At 42.4% G+C, this 22,265-nt stretch carries 19 protein-coding genes; 8 read left to right on the top strand and 11 right to left on the bottom strand.

Translation table 11 applies throughout. The features are described from left to right. Positions 1–2: 2 nt before the first annotated feature. From hemX to hemC, 3 genes are read right to left on the bottom strand one after another with little or no spacing between them, the layout of a single operon-like run. Positions 3–1,127 (bottom strand): uroporphyrinogen-III C-methyltransferase, encoded by a 1,125-nt coding sequence (gene hemX, locus KZ793_RS09160; protein WP_225815047.1) that lies wholly within the window; start codon positions 1,125–1,127, stop codon positions 3–5. Between the two features lie 20 nt (positions 1,128–1,147). After that, positions 1,148–1,888, bottom strand: coding sequence for a uroporphyrinogen-III synthase (gene hemD / locus KZ793_RS09155; protein ID WP_225815046.1), 741 nt, complete (start codon positions 1,886–1,888; stop codon positions 1,148–1,150). After that, on the bottom strand, positions 1,885–2,826 hold the full coding sequence (hemC, locus tag KZ793_RS09150) for a hydroxymethylbilane synthase (RefSeq protein ID WP_225815045.1): 942 nt from the start codon (positions 2,824–2,826) through the stop codon (positions 1,885–1,887). The genes hemD and hemC overlap by 4 nt, the downstream gene beginning before the upstream one ends. Positions 2,827–3,421: 595 nt before the next feature. Here hemC and KZ793_RS09145 point away from each other — a divergent pair. Beyond that, complete coding sequence (locus KZ793_RS09145; RefSeq protein ID WP_225815044.1) at positions 3,422–5,992, top strand: class I adenylate cyclase; 2,571 nt, start codon at positions 3,422–3,424, stop codon at positions 5,990–5,992. A 28-nt stretch (positions 5,993–6,020) separates the two neighbouring features. On the opposite strand, the gene cyaY is transcribed toward KZ793_RS09145, so the two are convergent. After that, complete coding sequence (gene cyaY, locus KZ793_RS09140) at positions 6,021–6,341, bottom strand: iron donor protein CyaY (protein ID WP_225815043.1); 321 nt, start codon at positions 6,339–6,341, stop codon at positions 6,021–6,023. A gap of 78 nt (positions 6,342–6,419) precedes the next feature. On the opposite strand from cyaY, the gene lptM reads away from it, so the two are divergent. From lptM to corA, 7 genes are all read left to right on the top strand, one after another. Further along, positions 6,420–6,605 carry an LPS translocon maturation chaperone LptM gene (gene lptM, locus KZ793_RS09135; protein WP_225815042.1) on the top strand — a complete coding sequence of 62 codons (186 nt, stop codon included), beginning with the start codon at positions 6,420–6,422 and terminating at the stop codon, positions 6,603–6,605. A 48-nt stretch (positions 6,606–6,653) separates the two neighbouring features. After that, a complete protein-coding gene (gene dapF, locus KZ793_RS09130) occupies positions 6,654–7,478 on the top strand; it encodes a diaminopimelate epimerase (RefSeq protein ID WP_225815041.1) in 825 nt (274 codons plus the stop codon). Between the two features lie 32 nt (positions 7,479–7,510). Further along, the gene (locus tag KZ793_RS09125) at positions 7,511–8,215 is read left to right on the top strand and encodes a DUF484 domain-containing protein (protein WP_225815040.1); all 705 of its coding nucleotides are present in this window, start codon (positions 7,511–7,513) and stop codon (positions 8,213–8,215) included. Then, positions 8,212–9,123, top strand: a complete 912-nt coding sequence (gene xerC, locus KZ793_RS09120) for a tyrosine recombinase XerC (RefSeq protein WP_317987451.1) — start codon at positions 8,212–8,214, stop codon at positions 9,121–9,123. The genes KZ793_RS09125 and xerC overlap by 4 nt, the downstream gene beginning before the upstream one ends. Continuing rightward, the gene (gene yigB, locus KZ793_RS09115; RefSeq protein ID WP_225815039.1) at positions 9,123–9,839 is read left to right on the top strand and encodes a 5-amino-6-(5-phospho-D-ribitylamino)uracil phosphatase YigB; all 717 of its coding nucleotides are present in this window, start codon (positions 9,123–9,125) and stop codon (positions 9,837–9,839) included. The genes xerC and yigB overlap by 1 nt, the downstream gene beginning before the upstream one ends. 66 nt (positions 9,840–9,905) lie before the next feature. After that, positions 9,906–12,068, top strand: a complete 2,163-nt coding sequence (uvrD, locus tag KZ793_RS09110; protein WP_450091399.1) for a DNA helicase II — start codon at positions 9,906–9,908, stop codon at positions 12,066–12,068. Between the two features lie 95 nt (positions 12,069–12,163). Then, complete coding sequence (corA, locus tag KZ793_RS09105; protein ID WP_118984679.1) at positions 12,164–13,114, top strand: magnesium/cobalt transporter CorA; 951 nt, start codon at positions 12,164–12,166, stop codon at positions 13,112–13,114. Positions 13,115–13,556: 442 nt separating this feature from the next. Here the strand turns inward: corA and KZ793_RS09100 are convergent, their stop codons facing one another. The 7 genes from KZ793_RS09100 to fhuF all read right to left on the bottom strand — a co-directional run bounded on the left by KZ793_RS09100 (position 13,557) and on the right by fhuF (position 22,153). Further along, positions 13,557–14,006 (bottom strand): GNAT family N-acetyltransferase, encoded by a 450-nt coding sequence (locus tag KZ793_RS09100; protein WP_225815037.1) that lies wholly within the window; start codon positions 14,004–14,006, stop codon positions 13,557–13,559. Positions 14,007–14,013: 7 nt separating this feature from the next. After that, positions 14,014–14,904, bottom strand: coding sequence for an EamA family transporter RarD (gene rarD / locus KZ793_RS09095; protein ID WP_225815036.1), 891 nt, complete (start codon positions 14,902–14,904; stop codon positions 14,014–14,016). Positions 14,905–15,017: 113 nt separating this feature from the next. Beyond that, positions 15,018–15,488 (bottom strand): thioesterase family protein, encoded by a 471-nt coding sequence (locus KZ793_RS09090; RefSeq protein ID WP_118984664.1) that lies wholly within the window; start codon positions 15,486–15,488, stop codon positions 15,018–15,020. 457 nt (positions 15,489–15,945) lie between these two features. Next, positions 15,946–18,348: a GNAT family N-acetyltransferase gene (locus tag KZ793_RS09085; RefSeq protein WP_317987450.1), complete on the bottom strand. Its 2,403-nt coding sequence runs from the start codon at positions 18,346–18,348 to the stop codon at positions 15,946–15,948. Continuing rightward, positions 18,348–19,649, bottom strand: coding sequence for a lysine N(6)-hydroxylase/L-ornithine N(5)-oxygenase family protein (locus KZ793_RS09075; RefSeq protein ID WP_225815035.1), 1,302 nt, complete (start codon positions 19,647–19,649; stop codon positions 18,348–18,350). The genes KZ793_RS09085 and KZ793_RS09075 overlap by 1 nt, the downstream gene beginning before the upstream one ends. A gap of 33 nt (positions 19,650–19,682) precedes the next feature. Continuing rightward, entirely contained in the window at positions 19,683–21,227 is a 1,545-nt protein-coding gene (locus KZ793_RS09070; RefSeq protein WP_225815034.1) for a pyridoxal phosphate-dependent decarboxylase family protein, read from the bottom strand. 149 nt (positions 21,228–21,376) lie between these two features. Beyond that, a complete protein-coding gene (gene fhuF / locus KZ793_RS09065; RefSeq protein ID WP_225815033.1) occupies positions 21,377–22,153 on the bottom strand; it encodes a siderophore-iron reductase FhuF in 777 nt (258 codons plus the stop codon). Positions 22,154–22,265 lie beyond the last annotated feature (112 nt).

Here is a 22,265-nt window from a genome sequence, read left to right as displayed (position 1 = left end):
ACTTAACCCTCCTGATTGGTTTCAGAAGATTGGGAAAGTAAGCTACGAACCCGGGTTTGCATCAGTTTTTCCAGTAAAGGTTGGCTTGAAAGGTGGTCTGGCGCAGTTATGGAAATAGGCTGCTGGCTTAATGAATCAATTTCTTCCAGGAATGCTTTGGTATTGGGATCGTTGATATCAAAGTAAGCTCTAACCCAAGTTGAAACCGTTTCCAGTGACTGTTTAAAAACTTCACCTTGATGACGCGGTATTGCTTGGGCGGCAATCAACAGACGGGCTCGGATATTCTCTCGTAGATAGATATCTTGATTTGGTGCCAGTAATGGCTCTGCTGCGGCATCCCGGCGACGGATGGTAATGAAATTATCCATGAAACTCTTCCAGCTTTTGCTTAGATTCTGGCGCCATTCAGATAATGTACCGGTTAATTCATCGTTATCTTCGTCCATTGGCGAACCATCGGTTGTATTGTCAGCCAGACTCAGGTTATCTACTTGGTTAGAAAGCTGATTAACTCGCAGGATAATGCCGTCAAAATCAATCTGACTAATGGCAGATAATGTACTGATGTCTTGTGTGATTGCACGACGGATTTCAATCAGGCTTGGATCATTCATTTCAGAGAGACTGGCATCTGCATTTTTCAGTAGAGCAGCGGCGGTGACTATATCTTGATCATTCCATAATTTCCGGCCAGCCATTTTGACCAGAAAATCAGCTTGTGCCAGTAGCCAGCTTTTTACATCAGAGCTGGATAACGCAGAGATTTTGGCCTGTAATTCTTGTAGGCTATTACCTAGTTGATCATTTTGTGCGGCGAAATGGCTTAAAGTCTGTGATTGTTCTTTAAACAGCGCTTCAATATGCTGTTTATCCTGTGATTGCTGTTGTTTCAGTGATTCCAGTTGTTGGCGTAGCTCATGGTTCTCTGCACTCAGTAAATGGCTTTGTTGCTGTCCGTAATAATAAAGACCCCCGCCGATTGCCAGCATGATTGCAAGAGCAATAATGTTTTTTAGCGTGCCAGAACGTTCTTGCTTTTGAGGCGCGGTTTCGGGCTGTTGAGAGTTTTCAACCGTAGTTTTTGTTTGTTCAACTGTCTCGGCGGACTGTTTTTGCTCCGTCATAGTGGGCATCCCATGTCAGTTTATTCTAGTGCCTGAATTAAGGCGTCGTTATCTGCACTTTTTGCAACTTTAACGTCCTGCCAGCCCAAGTTCCGGGCGGTATGTGCAAGACGCTCGCTTACCACAATTAGGTGGCAATGCAATAACCACCTGTTTCGATCACTTTCGGGTATTAAGTTATATAACAGTTGCAGTATTTCGCCACTGGTTACAACTAAAGTTTGTACTCCATACTTTTGCCAGTGGGCACTGAATTCTGCTGCCGGGTAGTCTACTGGCTGGCGGAAATAACATTCACAATAATTAACTGTGGCGCCTCTTTCTGTTAGCGTCCGGGCAATAAGTTCACGTCCGCCATTTCCTCTGAGCAGCAAAGCTTGTTTATTTTCAACCTGATATAGTGGGGGTAGTTTTAGCAGGATTTCGCTGGTCTCACCCTCTGATGACCAGATAACATTCATACCCGTTAGTTGATGAAAAGCCAGAGCGGTTGATCTGCCGATAGCATAATAAATCAGCTTGCTGGGCCATGATAGATTAATTTTATTTAACTGATAGTTTGCATGATAAACTGCATTTTTTGACAATAGAAATACCATATCACGGGTATTTAGATGGTTAAGCTTCTCAGCTAGCTGTGGTAGCTCTGAACCTGGGTGAATATTGATTAAAGGTGCGCTGAAAGCTGTTTTTCCCGCAGCCTGTAACTTTCTGACTAGTTCCTCTCCGGCAGGAGCAGGGCGAGTCACCAGAATACTCATGTGGGGGGATTTCCTCGATAAACTTTGGTTAGAATTTCCCGCGCTCCCTGTTCCAACAACTCTTCTGCTAATTTAACCCCTGCCTGGCAGGCATCTTTTGGTAAAGCCGTTCTCTCACCGCGAATAATAACGCTACCATCAGGTGCGCCAACCAATGCCCGTAACCAGATTTTCCCTTCCTGCCAGATGGCATAGCTACCTATTGGTACTTGGCAGCCTCCTTCCAGCCGGGTATTCATCGCACGTTCTGCAAGAACACAGACTTCTGTATCATAGTGGTTTAATGGTACGAGTAGAGCTTGTGTTTGTTGGTCGTCGAGACGGCATTCAATTCCTACCGCGCCTTGACCGACGGCGGGTAATGATTGTTCTGCCGTTAATGGCGTACGGATACGCTCATGCAGTTTTAACCTTTTCAATCCTGCAACGGCGAGGATGATTGCATCATAGTGACCATTATCCAACTTGTTCAGGCGGGTTCCAACATTGCCCCGAAGGTCACGGACAATCAGATCAGGACGTAATTCACGGAGTTGGCACTGGCGGCGTAAACTTGATGTGCCAATGGTGCTGCCTGTTGGCAATTCATCAAGAGAGTGATATTTGACAGAGACGAAAGCATCACGTGGATCATCACGTTCACAAATAGTGACCAGACCTAACCCCTCAGGAAAAGAGATCGGGACATCTTTCATTGAATGGACGGCGATATCGGCTCGGCCTTCAAGCAGAGCTAATTCTAACTCTTTGACAAATAGCCCTTTTCCTCCGATTTTTGCCAGAGGAGTGTCCAGGATGACATCGCCTTGGGTTACCATCGGAATCAGTTGAACTTCCAGATCTGGGTGACATTGTTGTAGTTTTTGCTGAACATACAGCGCTTGCCACATAGCCAGAGGGCTTTGGCGGGTTGCGATACGGATGGTTTTAGTTGACATAGATGTTTGTATTTCTCAGGCTTTTCAGCCGTCATATAAATGAAAAACATAACACTCGTTTTAACACTTCAGCCGTTTTTTTTCCAGTTAGGGGCTGAGAAGAAGAGATGCCGGTTATGTTAAAGCATAAAATAAATTTTAATTTTTAAATTATTTTATATCGATAAAAATAGATTGATTTAATTATGAATTAACTTTTCCAGTAAATTATTTCTGTAATTAAAGAATCCCGAATGGAAAAAATCATTAATTAAAATATAGCCAACGGAGTCATTTTTATCGGGTTGATGATAACAAGGTATTACGCGCATTAACTTGAAAAAATGGGCAGAGAAAATTTCTTTCGTATAAGAAAGTATAAACGGTATGGGTTTTTTGATTATTTCTATATATAACAATGTATTATTTGATTTTTCGTACGATAAGGCATCGAATTCAATTGCTCTACTGACTTTACGGTTTATCGACAAGGTGTTAAATTGATCACGTTTCCGGTAATAAATTGGTAAAAATCATTCTAAATAATTCCATCGAGCTATAACAGCCGGAAACGGGGGATTTACCTGGGCACTGGAACTCAATTGGGCGAGACGTCTTGTACCTTTATATTGAAACACTGAAGCAGAGACTGGATGCGATAAACCAACTCAGGTTAGAACGCGCCTCTACCGCCATGAGTGCGGAATTTGAACAGGCATACAGTTTACTGCCAGTATTATTGCATTATCATCATCCGATGATGCCAGGTTACATTAACGGTAATGTTCCCTATGGCGTATGTTTTTTCGTGCATGATGAAGCACAAAAATCTTATCTTAATGATTTAGAAAATAAATTAGATCACTTCATAGAACAGCCTGCCAATGGTGAACTTCCTATTACCGGTATTTACTCAATGGGCAGTACTTCATCAATCGGGCAGAGCGGTTGTTCTGATTTGGATATCTGGGTATGTCATCAGTCATGGCTTGATAATGATGAGCGCCTTTTGCTGCAACGTAAGTGTACGCTTATTGAACAGTGGGCGGCAGCGCTTGGTATTGAAGTCAATTTTTTTCTTATTGATGAAAACCGCTTTCGCCATAATGCGAGCGGTAGCCTCGGTGGTGAGGACTGTGGTTCTACTCAGCATATTCTATTACTTGATGAATTTTATCGTACCGCTGTACGTATGGCGGGTAAGCGTTTGTTATGGGAAATGGTGCCCGTAGAAGAAGAACGCCATTATGATGAATATGTTTTATCGCTTTATGCGCAAGGTGTTCTGACGCCAAATGAGTGGCTTGATCTCGGTGGACTGGGTGAACTATCTGCTGAAGAGTACTTTGGCGCTAGCTTATGGCAACTCTACAAAAGTATCGATTCCCCTTATAAAGCCGTATTAAAAAGCTTGTTACTGGAAGCCTATTCTTGGGAATATCCCAATGGTAAGTTACTGGCAATGGAGATGAAACAGCGCCTACATGCGGGTGAAATAGTCTCCTTTGGCCTTGATGCATACAGCATGATGCTTGAGCGTGTTACCCGTTATCTGATAGAAATTAATGATACGACTCGTTTAGATCTAATACGTCGATGTTTTTATTTAAAAGTTTGTGAAAAGCTTTCTCTTAATCAAGAGGATAAAGGCTGCATTGGCTGGCGACGCCAGGTTTTGACCCAACTAGTTTATGAGTGGAAGTGGGATCCAGAACGGTTGAAAATTTTGGATAACCGCAACTCATGGAAAATTGAACAGGTTCGTGATGCGCATAATGAACTGCTTGATACCATGATGCAGAGCTATCGTAATCTTATCCGTTTTGCCCGCCGTAATAATCTGAGTGTCAGTGCCAGTCCACAAGATATTGGTGTGCTGACGCGTAAACTTTATGCTGCATTTGAAGCATTGCCAGGGAAAGTAACGCTGGTTAATCCGCAAATTTCGCCAGACCTATCAGAGAGAAATTTAACATTTATCTATGTCCCTCAAGGACGAGCAAACCGCAGCGGTTGGTATCTCTACAATCAGGCACCGACTATTGGATCGATCATTGGTCATCAACCTCTGGAATATAATCGTTATCTCAATAAACTGGTATCGTGGACCTACTTTAACGGCTTGTTAACAGAAAAATCGTGTATCCATATTCATCATGGCGAAACTCAATGTGATGAACTGAAGCTGCATGAATTGATTAATGATATTTCTGCTCATTTCCCCATCCGTCTGCCAGCACCGACACCGAAAGCACTTTATAGCCCGTGTGAAATTCGCCATTTAGCAATTATTGTCAATCTGGAGAAAGATCCGACTGCTGAATTTTCCAATCAGGTTGTACATTTTGATTTCCGTAAGCTTGATGTATTCAGTTTTGGTGAATCGCAACAGTGTTTGGTGGAAAGCATTGACTTACTTTACCGTAATTCATGGAATGAAGTGAGGACCTTACACTTTAGTGGTGAGCAATCTGTGCTGGAAGCATTGAAGACCATACTGGGCAAAATGCATCAAGATGCTGCACCGCCAGCGGCTGTTGAAGTGTTCTGTTACAGTGAACATTTACGAGGGCTTATCCGAACCCGAATCCAACAACTGGTATCTGAATGTATTGAATTACGTTTATCCAGCAATCGTCAGGACCCAGGTCGTTTTAAAGCGTTACGTATTGCCGGCCAGACTTGGGGGCTGTTCTTTGAACGTCTTAACGTATCTGTGCAGAAATTGGAAAATGCCGTGGAATTTTATGGAGCAATTTCTAATAACAAATTGCATGGGTTGCCGGTGAAAATTAATACCAAAGAGACACATTTGCCCGCAGTGGTTGATGGTTTTGCCAGTGAGGGTATTATTCAGTTTTTCTTTGAAAATACGCAAGATAATAAAAGTTTTAATATTTATATTCTGGATGAAACTAACAGGGTAGAAATCTATTCTCATTGTGAGGGAAGTAAGGAAGAGTTGGTACGTGACGTCAGTCGGTTTTATTCTTCATCTCATGATCGGTTTACCTACGGATCAAGTTTTATCAACTTTAACTTGCCACAGTTTTATCAGATTGTGCAAATGAAAGGCCAGATTCAGGTGATTCCATTTAGTGGATCATCTTTTTCACATTTGTGTGTGGCTCATGATGGGGAAAATGAAGAGCAGCCAGAACTTTATCGTTCTGTGTCACATTACTAATTTACCCCGCGATGCGGGGTAGGTTCAATTATGAGAAACTGAACTGTTCGCCACTTTGCTCGGTGATGGAGTGCGCTAGCATGGTTAAAAAATCTTCACCGCTACGGTCACAAATCCACTGACCTTCTTTGTAGTCAAAATGATAACCACCGCTTTTGGTTGCCAGCCAGATTTGATGGAAAGGCTCCTGGCGATTGATAATAATTTTGCTGTCATTATCAAAGCTCAGGGTCATGACACCGCCATTGGTTTCACAGTCGATATCGGCATTGCCATCATAATTATCCAACTGCCCTTCGATATAAAGCATTAGTTGGTCGGCTAACTGGTGAAATTCACTGTCATTCATCTTCATTTCCTATTTGCTTTTCGAGGTCTAACTGCGATTATAGAGAATATTGACGTATGAATTACAGGCATTAATGCAATGAAGAAAAAATTACGCGGATTTCTGGCTATCATAACCTTATTTGTACTTTCCGGCTGTGGACTGAAAGGTCCTCTCTATTTTCCTCCAGAACAACCATCGACGGAGAAGGCGACAACTGCGTCTCAGATTCCCGCGAATACTGGGCAGCAAGGGCAGAAAGTGGATAGCACCTCTCAGAAATAAGCGAGATAAGCCGATAGTCAGTAGCTACGGTTTACGGTGGAGCATTATATGCAGTTCTCCAAAATGCATGGTCTGGGTAATGACTTTATGGTCGTTGATGCTGTGACCCAAAATGTTTATTTCTCACCAGAACTGATCTGCCGTTTGGCAGATAGACATACTGGTGTGGGCTTCGATCAATTATTAATTGTTGAAGCACCTTATGATCCGGATATGGATTTTCACTATCGCATTTTTAATGCTGACGGTAGTGAAGTTGCACAGTGTGGCAATGGAGCGCGTTGTTTTGCCCGTTTTGTCCGTCTTAAAGGATTAATTAATAAGCGTGATATTAAAGTCAGCACGCAATCGGGACGGATGGTGCTGAGTATCACCAATGATGATCAGGTTTGCGTTAATATGGGGGAACCTGAATTTGAGCCGCATCATGTGCCATTTCGTGCGTTAAGGGCGGAAAAAACCTATATTTTACGGGTAATAGAGAGAACCGTTCTTTGTGGTGTTGTCTCTATGGGGAATCCTCATTGTGTGATTCAAGTGTCCGACGTGGAAACGGCCGAAGTAGAAATTTTGGGGCCAGCTTTGGAAAACCACGAAAGATTTCCTGAACGAGCGAATATTGGTTTCATGCAAATTTTAAACCGTGGTCATATCCGCTTACGGGTTTATGAACGTGGCGTTGGGGAAACCCAAGCTTGTGGCAGTGGTGCTTGTGCAGCGGTAGCAGTAGGTATTCAGCAGCAATTGCTCGACAATCATGTTCGGGTGGATTTGCCGGGAGGTTCACTGTTTATCTGTTGGGATGGGCCGGGAAAACCGCTCTATATGACGGGGCCGGCGATGCATGTTTATGATGGCACAATTCATCTGTAATCGATTCTGTTTTGAGCTACGGAGCATCGGAGATGGAGAAAAAAGAAGAGCAGTTAAACATCAATGGCATACTTGATGATCAGACTGTTGTGGATTATTTATTGGAAAACCCCAATTTCTTTATCCGTAATGCATGTGTCGTTGAACAGATGCGGGTTCCTCACCCGGTGAGAGAAACGATTTCTTTGGTTGAATGGTATATGAGCCGCCAGAGAACGCGTATTGCTTATCTGGAAGAAGATATAACCCTGCTCATGGAGCAGGCTAGTGTGAATGAACAACTGTTTGAACAGTTGCTTAAATTACTTGTTAATTTGGTTGCGGCAGAGAGTTTGCAAGATATGCTTAGTCGGTTAAGTTCATGGGCTAAGAATATGGGACTAAATAGTGCCAGTATCCGTCTTTTCAATGATAAATGGCATATTGGTGCACCACTTGATGCGCCTGATCTAGCGCTTTCTCGCAATGCTTTTGAACCAATCCGCATTCAGCGTTTTGGTAATAAAAACCACTATCTCGGTATGCTAAATGGGCCGGAAATTCTATTGTTGTTGCCGCAAGTTCGGCATGTCGGTTCGGTTGCTGTCTCTCTACTGGGAACGAGGGGCGAACTGGGTATGGTGATATTTAACAGTCGGAATCATCAACATTATCAACAAGGCATGGGAACTGACATGCTTGAGCATCTGGCTAAGTTATTGCCGGATATATTGTCTCGTTGGATTAAACGAATATGATGCAGGAAATTGACCGGTTACTGGAGCCGATTGAGGCATTTTTGCGGTATCTCAGGGTAGAGCGTCGGTTAAGTCCAGTGACTATCACCAATTATCGTCGTCAGCTTGCCACATTGGCTGAGATGGTTTTAGAAATGGGTGTCAGCCAATGGAAAGATCTTGATCCAGCGAAAGTAAGAATGTTGGTAACACGTAGTCGTCGGGCTGGCTTACAGTCAGCTAGCTTGGCGTTGCGTTTATCTGCCTTGCGCAGTTTTCTTGATTGGCAGGTGACTCAAGGGGAAATTTCCGTTAACCCGAGTAAAACCGTCAGCACGCCGGGAACCAAACGTCATTTGCCGAAAAATATTGATGTGGATGAAGTGAACCAACTGCTGAATATCAATTTTAATGATCCATTATCAGTACGTGACCGGACGATGTTGGAAGTGATGTATGGTGCTGGATTACGTTTGTCAGAATTGGTAGGTCTTGATTGTCGGCATCTGGATCTTGAAGGTGGAGAAGTATGGGTTTCAGGTAAAGGCAGTAAAGAGCGGAAGGTGCCTTTGGGGCATACTGCGGTTGAATGGCTTAATCGTTGGTTGGAGATGCGGGAATTATTTGAGCCAGAGGATAATGCTGTTTTTGTCTCAAAGGGTGGGCGGCGGATATCGACCCGCAATGTACAAAAACGATTTGCGCAGTGGGGAATACGCCAGGGAATGAGCAGTCATATTCATCCTCATAAATTGCGCCACTCTTTTGCCACTCATATTCTGGAATCCAGTGGTGATTTGCGTGCAGTTCAGGAATTACTTGGCCATGCCAGCCTATCCTCTACACAAATCTATACTCATTTGGACTTCCAGCATTTGACAAAAGTGTATGATGTAGCCCATCCCAGAGCTAAACGGGGGAAATCGTAATGCGTTTTTACCGGCCTCTTGCGCCAGTGTTAGCGATGACATTTGATCTGGATGATACGCTGTATGATAATCATCCAGTCATGGATAAGACAGAAGAGGAAGTACTGAATTTTGTACGGCGATATGATCCTAGGTTCAGTCATCTTAATCATCAGGATCTATATGCTTTCCGTGAATTGACACTTGAGCAGTACCCTGAAATTTATCATGACATGACTTTATGGCGTTGGCACTCCTCAAGGTTGATGTTTCGCCATTACGGTTTTAGCCGTGAAGACGCTGATCGAGGGGCAGATGATGTCATGGCGCATTTCACACTCTGGCGTAATCGGATTGATATTCCTGAATCAACACATAAAACCCTGTCGGCACTTGCTGAGCAGATGCCACTGGTAGCCATTACAAATGGTAATGCAGAACCTGCCGCCTGTGGTCTTGCCCCTTATTTTGAATTTGTGCTGAAAGCTGGCCCTGATGGGCGCTCAAAACCTTGCAGCGATATGTACTGTTTGGCTGCGGATCGTTTGGGTTTAGCGCTTGGGCAAATCTTACATGTCGGTGATGACTTGAATACTGATGTGGCAGGGGCACTGCGTAGTGGTATGCAAGCTTGCTGGATGAATACTAAGAATAAAAAACTATTGCAGACGATGGAAAGCCGCCTACTGCCTCACATTGAGATTTACGATTTGGCTTCTTTGACAGCATTGATATAATCAAGAAATTATTCTGTATAAAAACACAGCAACCTCTGGGCGCTGTCTAATCAATTGATGGTAACTATGGACGTCTCCTATCTGCTCGAAAGTCTGAATGACAAACAACGGGAAGCTGTAGCTGCTCCGCGGACTAATATGTTGGTATTAGCTGGCGCGGGGAGTGGTAAAACCCGGGTTCTGGTACACCGAATTGCTTGGTTGTTGTCGGTGGAGAAGGCTTCGCCATTTTCCATTATGGCCGTGACCTTCACCAATAAAGCGGCTGCGGAGATGCGCCATCGGATTGAAAACTTGATCGGTACCAGTCAAGGTGGAATGTGGATTGGTACGTTTCACGGTTTGGCTCACCGTTTGTTACGAGCGCATCATCTGGATGCTAATTTACCACAGGATTTTCAGATTCTTGACAGTGAAGATCAACATCGCCTGCTTAAACGCATTATCAAAGCGATGAATCTGGATGATAAACAATGGCCAGCTCGTCAAGGCATGTGGTACATCAATGGTAAAAAAGATGAAGGATTGCGGCCACAGCATATTGAAAGTTATGGCAACCCTGTTGAGGCGACATGGCAGAGAATTTATCAGGCTTACCAGGAGGCTTGTGATCGGGCCGGGCTGGTGGATTTTGCCGAGCTTTTACTGCGAGCGCATGAATTGTGGCTGAATAAACCTCAGATTCTGCAACATTACCGTGGCCGCTTTACTAATATTCTAGTGGATGAGTTTCAGGACACTAACAGTATTCAATATGCTTGGATCCATCTGTTGGCAGGGGAAACAGGCAAAGTGATGATTGTTGGGGATGATGATCAATCTATTTATGGTTGGCGTGGGGCGCAAGTTGAGAATATTCAGCGTTTCCTGAAAGATTTTTCCGGTGCTGAAACTATCCGTTTGGAACAGAATTACCGTTCCACCAGTAATATTCTGAAAGTTGCCAATACATTGATTGCCAATAACAGTGATCGTCTGGGTAAAAATCTGTGGACTGATGGTGTAGAGGGTGAACCCATCTCCCTTTATTGTGCATTTAATGAACTGGATGAAGCCCGCTATGTGGTTAGCCGGATAAAAAACTGGCTTGAAAATGGTGGTGCCTTGAAAAACTGTGCCATACTTTACCGCAGCAACGCTCAGTCCCGTGTACTGGAAGAGGCTCTGTTACAGGCATCAATGCCATACCGTATTTATGGTGGTCAACGATTCTTTGAACGTCAGGAAATTAAAGATGCACTGGCTTACTTGCGTCTGATCGCCAATCGTCATGATGACGCGGCGTTTGAACGTGTGGTGAATACGCCTACCCGTGGTATTGGTGACAGAACTTTAGATATTGTGCGCCAAGCGGCTCGTGAACGGCAGCAAACGTTGTGGGACTGTTGTCAGATATTGCTTCAAGAGAAAGTGCTGGCTGGGCGTGCCGCTGCTTCCTTACAACGTTTTATTGAACTGATTGACGCATTATCAATAGAAACTGAAGATATGCCATTGCATGTTCAGACTGACAGGGTTATCCGTGATTCTGGCCTGCGAGCAATGTATCAACAGGAAAAAGGTGAAAAAGCGCAGGCGCGTATTGAAAACCTTGAAGAACTTGTCACGGCGACTCGTCAGTTTAGCTATCAGGAAGAGGATGAAGATTTGACGCCATTGCAGGCGTTTCTTTCCCATGCTGCGCTGGAATCGGGAGAAGGGCAGGCCGATGCCTATCAGGATTCGGTGCAACTGATGACATTACATTCGGCTAAGGGACTGGAATTCCCACAGGTATTTATTGTTGGCATGGAAGAAGGCATGTTTCCAAGCCAGATGTCGATTGAAGAAGGTGGACGTTTGGAAGAGGAACGTCGCTTGGCTTATGTGGGTCTGACACGTGCAATGGAAAAGCTGACAATCACTTATGCCGAAAGTCGTCGTTTATATGGCAAAGTGGTTTATCATCGGCCATCTCGTTTTATTGGGGAACTGCCGTCAGAATGTATTGAAGAAGTTCGGTTACGTGCGACAGTATCTCGTCCAGTTAGCCATGGTCGGTTGGGTACACCCATTAGTGCCAATGATAGCGGTTATGCTCTAGGACAACGTGTTCGTCATCCTAAATTTGGTGAAGGAACCATTGTCAATATGGAGGGTAGTGGTGAACATAGCCGATTGCAAATTGCGTTTCAAGGGGAAGGGATTAAGTGGCTGGTTGCTGCTTATGCCAGACTTGAAATGGTCTGAAAATAATATCCAGGTTGAATGTTGACAGGCTTTTTCTTCTAAGCGTAACATTCGCGCCTTACGATCACGTAGGGAGTAAAGGAGACTTATGATACATGCTGAGCGCATTTAAGTTAGAGAATAATCGCCTGCTCCGTCTTGAGTTTGAAGAGGGAGAAAAGTTATCTGATTCCTTATGGGTAGATTTGGTTGAACCAGGAGAGCAAGATAGGCTGCAAGTTCAAAATGAATTAGGCCAAATTCTGGCAACCCGACCGGAACTGGATGACATTGAGGCGTCGGCGCGTTTTTTTGAAGATGAAGACGGGATACACGTCCACTCATTTTTTTACTTTGAAGACGCGGAAGACCATGCTGGCAACGCAACAGTTGCATTTACTATTCGTGATGGTCGTCTCTATACGTTGCGAGAGCGGGAGCTCCCTGCGTTCCGATTGTATCGTATGCGTGCTCGTAATCAGACATTAGTTGATGGTAATGCTTATGAAGTGTTGATGGATCTGTTTGAAACCAAGATCGAGCAGTTGGCTGATGTTATCGAAAATATTTATAGCGTGCTGGAATCTCTGAGCCGAGTCATTATGGAAGGGAAACAGGGTGATGAGTTTGATATTGCCTTGTCTAGTCTTGCTGAGCAGGAGGATATTAGCTGGAAGGTTCGCTTATGTCTTATGGATACTCAGCGTGCGCTTAACTTCTTGGTGCGACGGGCCCGTTTGCCGGGGGATCAACTGGAACAGGCTCGTGAAATCTTGCGCGATATTGAATCGCTGTTGCCACATAATGAATCTTTGTTTCAGAAAGTTAATTTCTTGATGCAGGCGGCAATGGGTTTTATCAATATTGAACAGAGTAGGATTATCAAAATCTTCTCGGTTGTCTCTGTGGTATTCCTGCCGCCAACGCTGGTGGCTTCCAGTTATGGCATGAACTTTGAATTTATGCCGGAGCTGCACTGGACATTTGGTTATCCGGGAGCAATTGGTTTAATGATTGCTGCCGGCCTTGCGCCATATCTCTATTTTAAGCGGAAGAATTGGCTTTAATATATGACTGCCGTAATTGTTATATTGCGGCGGTCATAATAGAGATATAAAAACAGTACGTTAATAGTTTAATCATCTGTTTGTGCAGTATTGGGTTTTATTATTATTTTAAAAAGTTGATTATTGAGTGTAAACGATATTAACATTATTATAAAATTCTTATTCCATATGGTTTATATAATCTCTGATTGGATATATAACTTGGAATGCTTTTGTTTTAAAAGAAGATTTTGCTATTATTTTCTATCTTTAATATAGTTGAAGTTTTAATTTTTTAATTAAAGTGTTATTGACCTTAATTCTGTGATTTTTATATCAGATATGAAAGCAGAATTAATGAAATTAAAATATTTTTTTTGAAAAAATAGTATTTAATTATTAAAGATAAAGTAGATGTGACGATAAAAGGCATTAATTTACAAAATAGAATTAGCTTATTTTATCATATGTACTTAATCATACGAATCGCTGTCCCTAATTGAGTGTATTCTTTTCCTAAACGTTCAAAGCCAAGGGCAATATAAAACCTTTCTGCTTGAGGATTAGCCAGCACCTGTAATGATGCTTTGCCTTTTCGATGAAGATCATTCAATGCGATTTGCACTAACTGCTTGCCAATACCCTGATGCCAAGAGTCCGGTTCAACAAATATTCCATCAAGCTCTGCATTTCCATCAGATAGTGGCAATACAACACAAAATCCCAAAATAACATCAGCTTGCTCCGCAATATGAACATATCCTGCTTCAATATGTTTCATAGGCAGTTCTATCATATGGGGATTTGCTAGTAATAATTCCCTATCTTCTTCCCATATGAGAGATGCACGTAATTGCAGAGCTTCAAGGGCAATTTGTTCGGTTGTACTGGCTAATCTGATGGTTATTCTCATTATTTTGCTACCTCTGCAATCTGCGCTGTGTGTACACGGCATCTAGTGTAAACAGCACTAATGCAGCCCAGATAAAGCCGAAAGTAATCAGACGGTCAGTGCCTATTTGTTCACCATAAACCAAGGTTGCTAGCAGGAACATCAGCGTTGGGCCGACATACTGAAAGAATCCCAGTGTGGATAGACGCAGGTGGGCAGCGGCTTCGGTGAATAACAGTAGTGGCACAGTAGTGATAATGCCCGCCGCAATCAGCAGTAAATTCAGTGTCGTTGGGTTGGCAGTTAAATCACTGGTTGGGGTGTTGGCAAAACCAAATAGGTAAATGGCGGCAACCGGCAGTAACCAGAGTGTTTCAATCGTCATGCCCGTTTGAGCGTCAACATTCATCTTCTTACGAAGTAGGGCATACAGGGCAAAAGTGACAGCCAAACTTAATCCAATGACCGGTATAGAACCAAATTGCCATAATTGGATTAACACACCGGTGAAGGCCAGAATAACAGCAGCCCATTGCGTACGGCGGAAACGTTCACTCAAAAACAACATACCAAACAAAACGTTAACCAGTGGGCTAATGAAATAACCCAGGCTGGCTTCCAGCATATGGCCGTGATTTACCGCCCAGATGTAAATCAGCCAGTTACTGGCAACGATAGTAGCCGTCACTGCCAGTAATAGCACTTTCTTAGGTTGATGGAAAACTTTGACTACCTGTGACCAGTGACGGTTCAATGTTAGCAGTAGCAACATAAAGAAAAATGACCAAATGACCCGATGGGTCAGGATTTCGTCAGCAGGTACTTGCTGGATATGCTTAAAATAAACTGGCGCGATTCCCCAGATAAAACAGGCACCGAAGGCGTACAGAACGCCTTTAGTCGTTTGTGGCTTGTTCATATTGTCCTGATGTTAAATAGAAGGTGGAAAAAGTGTTACGGGTTTTTAGCCCGTTAACATGAAAATAATATGTCACCGGGCTGAATATTACGCAAGCGATTAAAATTATATTGTTATCCTACCAGATAGGTCGCTGTTACACTGGCGATATGGGCTCTCTGCTCATTATGAAGTTCAGCTCTGGCGACAGAAACTTTATTGCCATTGCGGATAATACTACTGGTGGCAGTGAATAATTCACCCCGGCCGGGGCGTAGATAATCCACTCGCAAATCAATCGTCCCCATTGTTGATAATCGCTTTGCTAATTCTTCTCGTGATGCGGGTACCAGACGGGGCAAGGCGTTACCGATACAGACTAATCCACCACATACATCCAGTACTGATGCAACTACGCCGCCATGTAGAATCTCCTGTGCAATATTACCTACTAATTTACTTTGGTTACGAAATTGTATTTCTACGTAATCCGGTTCAAATCGGATTAGTTCAAGTCCTAATAATTGGTTAAAGGGCATATCGTGAACAAAAGCATTACCAATCACTTGTCGGGCTTCTTCCAAGGTTAATAGCGTTGTAGACATTTAATTTTATTCCCAAATAAAGGTATGTGTTATCAATGTGACTTTATATAGTTAATGGATTGTTAATGTTATGCTTTTGTTGCTAATCTTGCCAGCTTGTAAGGAATTTCTGGTAATAATCTGAATGGATAATTGAATACAACGATAGGTAAGTTGAAACGGAAAATAATATTTGTGCTGGGATTTTACGTATTGAAAGTAGGTTATTTCATCCCCAAAGGATTGAAATCGCGTGTATATGTAAAAAAAGAAGGCAGTACTGTAGTCAGTGCTGCCTTATAGAATAGTGAGTATGTTACTCACTATTCTCCATGCTTATTGATATACCCGTTATCTTTCAAGTTGCCTCTTTGTTGGCTGCACTCACTCACCCCGGTCACATCGTTATCTATGCTCCCGGGGATTCGCTCCCTTGCCGTCGCGATGCATCTTGAAATCCATTGGGTATAGCTCTATTTTACAAATGATTAAATTTGGCAATTGGGTTAATCAGATTATCAGCAAACTGTAAACTTTGAGCCGGATCAGCTAAATCAAGCATCTGGCGGTTATTCGCTATTTGCAGACGATTTAGACAGCAGCGTTTAATCTCCGGTGTAAACAGATCGTAACGCACAAATTGTTCACTCAATTCGGGATGGTTGTGCTGATAGCTTAAAATACAATCTGCTACGGCCTGCCAGAAAAGATCCTGTGAGTAGTTACCCTGTTCATCCAGTATTGCAGCCAGATAGCGGAATATACCATCAAACACATCAGATAAGATGGTCAGTGTTTTCATATCTTCTGGCATGTCTACTTTGACTCGACTCGCTTTTTCCGGTAAATCGGCATCAGGGTTCATGACCAAAATTTCTTCTGCTAAATCTTTCATAAAGATGTGCTGTGGAACATGGTTTTCCAATACCAGGATGATATTTTCGCCGTGTGGCATAAACATCAAATCATAAGCGTACAGACAGTGTAACAGAGGAGCAAGATAACGCTCTAAATAGCGATGTAACCATTCTTGAGTAGACAGGCCGGATGCTGAAATTAACGCAGGCAGCAGGGCATTCCCTTGCTGATCACTGTGTAATAACGCAGCCATTGTCATCACTTGTTGCCCAGGCTCAATTAATTGCAATGGGTTTTCTCGCCATAGTGCCGCCATCATTTTTTTATAAGGCGTATCGCTACTGATTGCTTGCTCGTAATAGCTGTTTTTGAAGCCAACGCTGGCGACTTCTCGTAAAATTTTAAAACGATAATGTTGCAAGATGGGATCTTGTGTTACCAAATCGAATAGCCAATCGTTAATGCCTGGCGTCGTCGCCATGTAGTAAGGTGATAAACCGCGCATGAATCCCATGTTCAGAATGGATAGCGCCATTTTCACATAATATCGCTGAGGATGACTGCGATTGAATAGGGTGCGGATTGACTGTTGTGCCTGATAGGTATCAGCACCAATACCAAGGTAGACCAATTTCTGATTAGCGATATCAGGCGCAAACACTGATGCCAACTTGTTCTGCCATTGCCAAGGGTGAACAGGCATCAGTAAGTAATCCTCTGGATTAAGGTTAAGCGCGATCAACCGTTGGTCAAATTCAGCCATTGTGGTTGTGCCTAGCTCCTGTTCCAGCAACTGTTGATAATTGAGTTGCTCTATACAAGCAAAATGTGCCTTGCTCTTATGTGCGGCCAGCCATACTAAATGCATGGCAGAGGCGGCTTCGGGGCTAAAGTTCTGAAAATCACCAATATCAAAACCAATCCGGCCATTGTTGGCGACGAAAGAAGGGTGTCCTTCCATCATCTCCCCTTCCAGCGCTTGAAAATCAGTGTTCACCAGATCCATTGCACTGATACCGACTCTGTTATGCTTAAAAGCGCTGCTATAGAGAGTGCTAGTAATTTCTTCCAGATAGGTAGGCATCACGACGTCGCTAATGCCAAGTTGTTGTTTGAACTCAATAATGAATAGCAAGGAATCGAGTGCTGCTGTTTCTCCACTGGCATTTTTCTGTAACGAATTGGCATCAATCAGCCAGTGATCCAGTGCCATACGCCGTGCCCGGAAAGTATAGCTGACTAGGTGGTCAGCACTATCCAAACGGTAATGGTGATATCCGTCACTATCTGCTTTTTCAGTTAACTGCTGAGGCGCGAGTAAACATTCATGTGAAAATTCAGAAATAGCTTTACACAAGTGCAGACGATTAACTTTCTGCCAGACCGCCGGTTGTAAGTGTGTAGCATTTGTTATCAATGAGCCTGAGGGGGTTGATGTTGTCGCTTGGTGTTCCCGCTGTAACGCGATTTGATGTTGCTCTCTGGTGCAAAAAGCTAACTTGGCGGTTTTATTAGGTAATACCAATGCCTTCTGATAAACAAAACCCGCCTGCAAATTAAGCTTGTGAATTTTCTCATTACGTATATCGGGTTCAACTACAATGCGAGCCACAGTAGGATCGCTAAAAATAAAGGCCATGATGGTTTGGAAAATTCCCCAGGTGAAATGCCTTATTTTTTCTTGCGGTGGTGCAACCAGAATATGCATTCCCATATCATCTGGGTGTGCCGGATAATATTTTCCAATCAGATCATCTTGTGCACGATAACACTCTAATAGAAAAGCAGGTTGCCCCAGATATATTCCAATAAATACACTTCCCGGATAGCGGGATTCTAAATCATAATAAAATTCCCAGACTTGTTGATCAGTATTGTTTTGCATTCCCCAATAATGGGCGTAATCCCGATTAACCCAGTCAGTTAATACGGGAATGTCCCGTTCCAGATCCAATGGACGTAATGCAAAGCTGCCTATTTCAGGCAAGGATTTTTCAAACAGCGTAGGATTAAAGACGGACATTAGTATGCTCCTTCGGTGTCAACGCTGAACTGTTGGAAAGCGATACTTTTCTCAATCGGATAATGTTCAATACCGGTAATTTCATAAATCAGGCAGGAGTTGCGATAACAAGCCATCCCCAGATCCGGTGTGACGAAACCGTGGGTATGTAATTCTACATTCTGTATGAAAATGGTATTGTTGCGATCAATGCTGTAATTACGCTGTACACCATAACGTCCTTTTTCATCCCAACGGATAAGGTGACGTACACCTTCAATAAAAGTTGGAGCCTGATACTGATAGCCAGTTGCCAGAACGACCCCTTCGGTATCCAGAGAAAATGCTTGCTCTTGCTCATGTTGGAATAACATTAATGTCAGGTCGCGCTCATTTTTAGCATGGCTAATTTGTCGTAACTCACTATTGGTATATAAATTAACGTTTAATTTGCCGTTTAACCTTTTGGTGTACATTAAATCGAAAATATCGTTGATTAATGAACTATTAATGCCTTTATAAAGCTGTTTATGGGACAGATTCAATGCATCCCGTTTTTCTTCCGGGAGGTTATAGAAATAATCTACATATTCTGGTGAGGTCATTTCTAATGTCAGCTTGGTATATTCCAGCGGGAAAAAACGTGGTGAACGAGTAAGCCAATTAAGTTGATAATCGAATCTGTCAATATCACTGAGCAAATCGTAGAAAATCTCTGCGGCACTTTGTCCACTACCCAGAACAGTAATGGATTGCTTTTGTTGTAAGGCTGCTTTGTTCTTCAAGTAATTACCAGATGTCACCATCTGATCAGAGAAGGGTTGGCAACACTTTGGAATATAAGGTGCAGGTCCGGTACCCAATACCAATTTTTTACAAACAAATTGGTGTTGCTGCCCAGTTAACGTATCTGAACAATGTAATGTATATAGCGAGGCATGTTCATCATAGCTAATGCTGTCAACGCGTGTGTTAAAGCGTAAATTGGATAACTGTTCTACCGCCCACTGACAATATTGGTTGTATTCCTTACGCATCAGGAAAAAACTTTCCCGGATATAAAAGGAATATATTCTTCCTTTTTGCTTAATATAATTAAGGAAGCTGAGTGGATGAGTGGGTGATGCCAAGGTCACCAGATCTGACATAAAAGGGGTCTGCATGGTGGAGTTTTCCAACATCATTCCCGGATGCCAATCAAAGCCCGGTTTTTGATCAATGAACAGGCTATGGACATCTTTTAGTGGTTGAGTTAAACAAGCCAGTCCGAGATTAAAAGGACCTATTCCAATGGCGATAAAATCATAAGGGCGAGTTGTCATAAAAGTTTCTCCTGGTAAACAGTATTAATCTCATTAATTGTTATTATGGGTTGCCAGAAAATCATTTCCGTGCATTACAATGTTATGCACAATTTCTTGTAGATGTTGTTGGCTCGTTGTTGGGTTAAGGAACGTAAATTTTAAATATTGTCGGCCATTGACTTTGGTACCCGCAATAACGGTATTACCCTCACGGAATAGCGATTTACGAATGGCTGCATTGACGGCATCAATATCTGCATCAGGTAATTTTTGTGTAGGAATAAAACGGAAAACTAAAGTACTTAACTCTGGATAATGAATCAGTTCAAAATAGGGATTCTGTGCCATTAATCGGTAGGCATCCTGAGCTGTATCGACAACTTTATCAAAAGCTTGTCCAAGTTGTTTTGCGCCCATAATTCGTAATGTCAGCCACATTTTCAATGCATCAAAACGGCGAGTTGTCTGGATACTTTTATTGACCAGATTGGGTGTACCCTCTTGTGAGGCACTGAGTGGATTTAAATATTCGGCATGATAAGTCAGATGGGATAAATGCTTCTTATTTTTGACAAAGAAAGCACTGCAACTGACGGGTTGGAAAAATGATTTATGGTAATCCACAGTGACAGAATCCGCCAAATTAATGCCTTCCAGTAGATGAGAACGACGAGGCGAAACCAGTAAACCGCATCCGTATGCCGCATCCACATGTAGCCAAGTGTCATACTGTTTGGCGATAGCAGCGATAGGATGAAGTGGATCAATACTGCCGAAATCCGTGGTACCGGTCGTAGCGACAATGGCAAAAGGAATGTTGCCCTGTGCGACACATTGGTTAATGCATTGTTCCAATGCTTCAGGGTCCATGCGGAACTCACTGTCATGAGGAACAGAGACAACGGCGTTATATCCCAAGCCAAGGATAGCAGCGGCTTTTTGTGTACTGAAATGACTGACTGTCGAGGTAAAAATACGCAGTTTATGGAAATCTGCCGGCAGACCATGTAACTGATTTTTATGTTCAGGATCGCGTTGATGACAAAAATGGTCCCTTGCCAGTAACATTGCCATCAGGTTTGACTGAGTACCACCGCTGGTAAAGATACCGTCGGCATTTGTACCCAATGCCATTTTATCTCGTGTCCAGTCGAGAACCTTCTGCTCTATTAATGTCCCACCAGCACTTTGATCCCAGGTGTCCAATGATGAGTTAATCGCTCCTATAATGGTTTCTGCCAGAACAGCAGGTAATACTAGTGGACAATTAAGATGAGCAACATATTTTGGATGATGAAAATAAACAGCATCTTTAAGATAAAGTTGTTGTAGCTCATCTAAGGCCAGGTTTAAAGAGGTCAGAGGAAGATCTAAATTCACTTTAGAAAATAGTGGAGATAATTCATGGGGTAATATCCCACTGAAAGGTCTATCTACCCGTTGTAATATTCTCTTTATCCTAGTAATGACATTATAAGCGTCATCAAGATAATTTTCAGCACTATTCATATTTAAGAAATATCTGGAAAAATCTTCGTCCGTGATATGATTATCTTCTGTGAGTTCATGGTTTAATAGCAGAGTGTCGCCGTACATTATATATCCTTGTCATCTCATATAATAGGTTATAGTTTGGTTATTGCCCAATATAATTGATTTTATTATGTGTAATATTTGTTTGGATTAAATCATAATAATCTCTTTCTGCTGGAGCAGATAAGAATTAAAATTCATAGAATAGAATGTTAATTTTTTATTTCTGCTTTGGATTCCAAAGGGCAATCATGGCAATTACCGACGCTAGGTAGTTTATTCCTCTGACAACAACTGCGACGTTGCATATTGTTATGCCGTAAAATAACAGTACGGTAAAGTGGGTTATTTCTACCATCAGGGAGTTGTGGTTCCATAAAAAGACCATTTATAATTTCTTGATATAATGTGCTATTTATTCTTGAGCTGAATTCGGCAAGATACCAATACATGAGATAACCGATGTTATTCCACAGAAGCCGTCCATTTATCCTTTGATATGATTCAATCTTCTCGCATACGGGAATGATATGGCGATCTAATAGAGAATAATGGCGATGCAGTAATGATGAAGGTGTTTCATTCAGCCAGGTTAAATTATAGTAAAAAATATCTGGCCTGCCGCTGTCATGGAATTCAACTTGAAAAAGATTGTAATGGGTATCCACTGCTTGTGGATATTCTAGTAACATTAGCATCATCGGGGGAATAACCAAACCAAAATACCATTGTGTCCATAAGGAATAAAGAGCTTTCTGGTTAGGCTTTATATCATTGGTACCGTAATATTCATCTTGGTAGCGCTGAATTAATACTGGAAACTTCTTTGTATCTGACCACTGGGGAAAACTCATGCTGGTAGCAGGGATATTATCTGCATTTACTCTCATTGTGGCAGTAAAATGACTAAATGTTTGTTCAAATAACTGGATGATATCTTCAATTACCACTGTGGTTAAAGGGGTAACTGAATGCTTTGTATTTGACACCACCAACTCCCTGTTTACATGTTCATACTAGCTGATTGTAGTATCTTACATATGACTAATCATTGTAAATATAATTATGATAATTATTATTATTATCATTGTTATTATCAAG

This window comes from Photorhabdus antumapuensis (genome assembly GCF_020387775.1).
Taxonomy (GTDB): Bacteria; Pseudomonadota; Gammaproteobacteria; order Enterobacterales; family Enterobacteriaceae; genus Photorhabdus; species Photorhabdus antumapuensis.
Note: the sequence above shows the minus strand (reverse complement) of the source record. Positions and strands in the feature narration are given on the sequence as shown.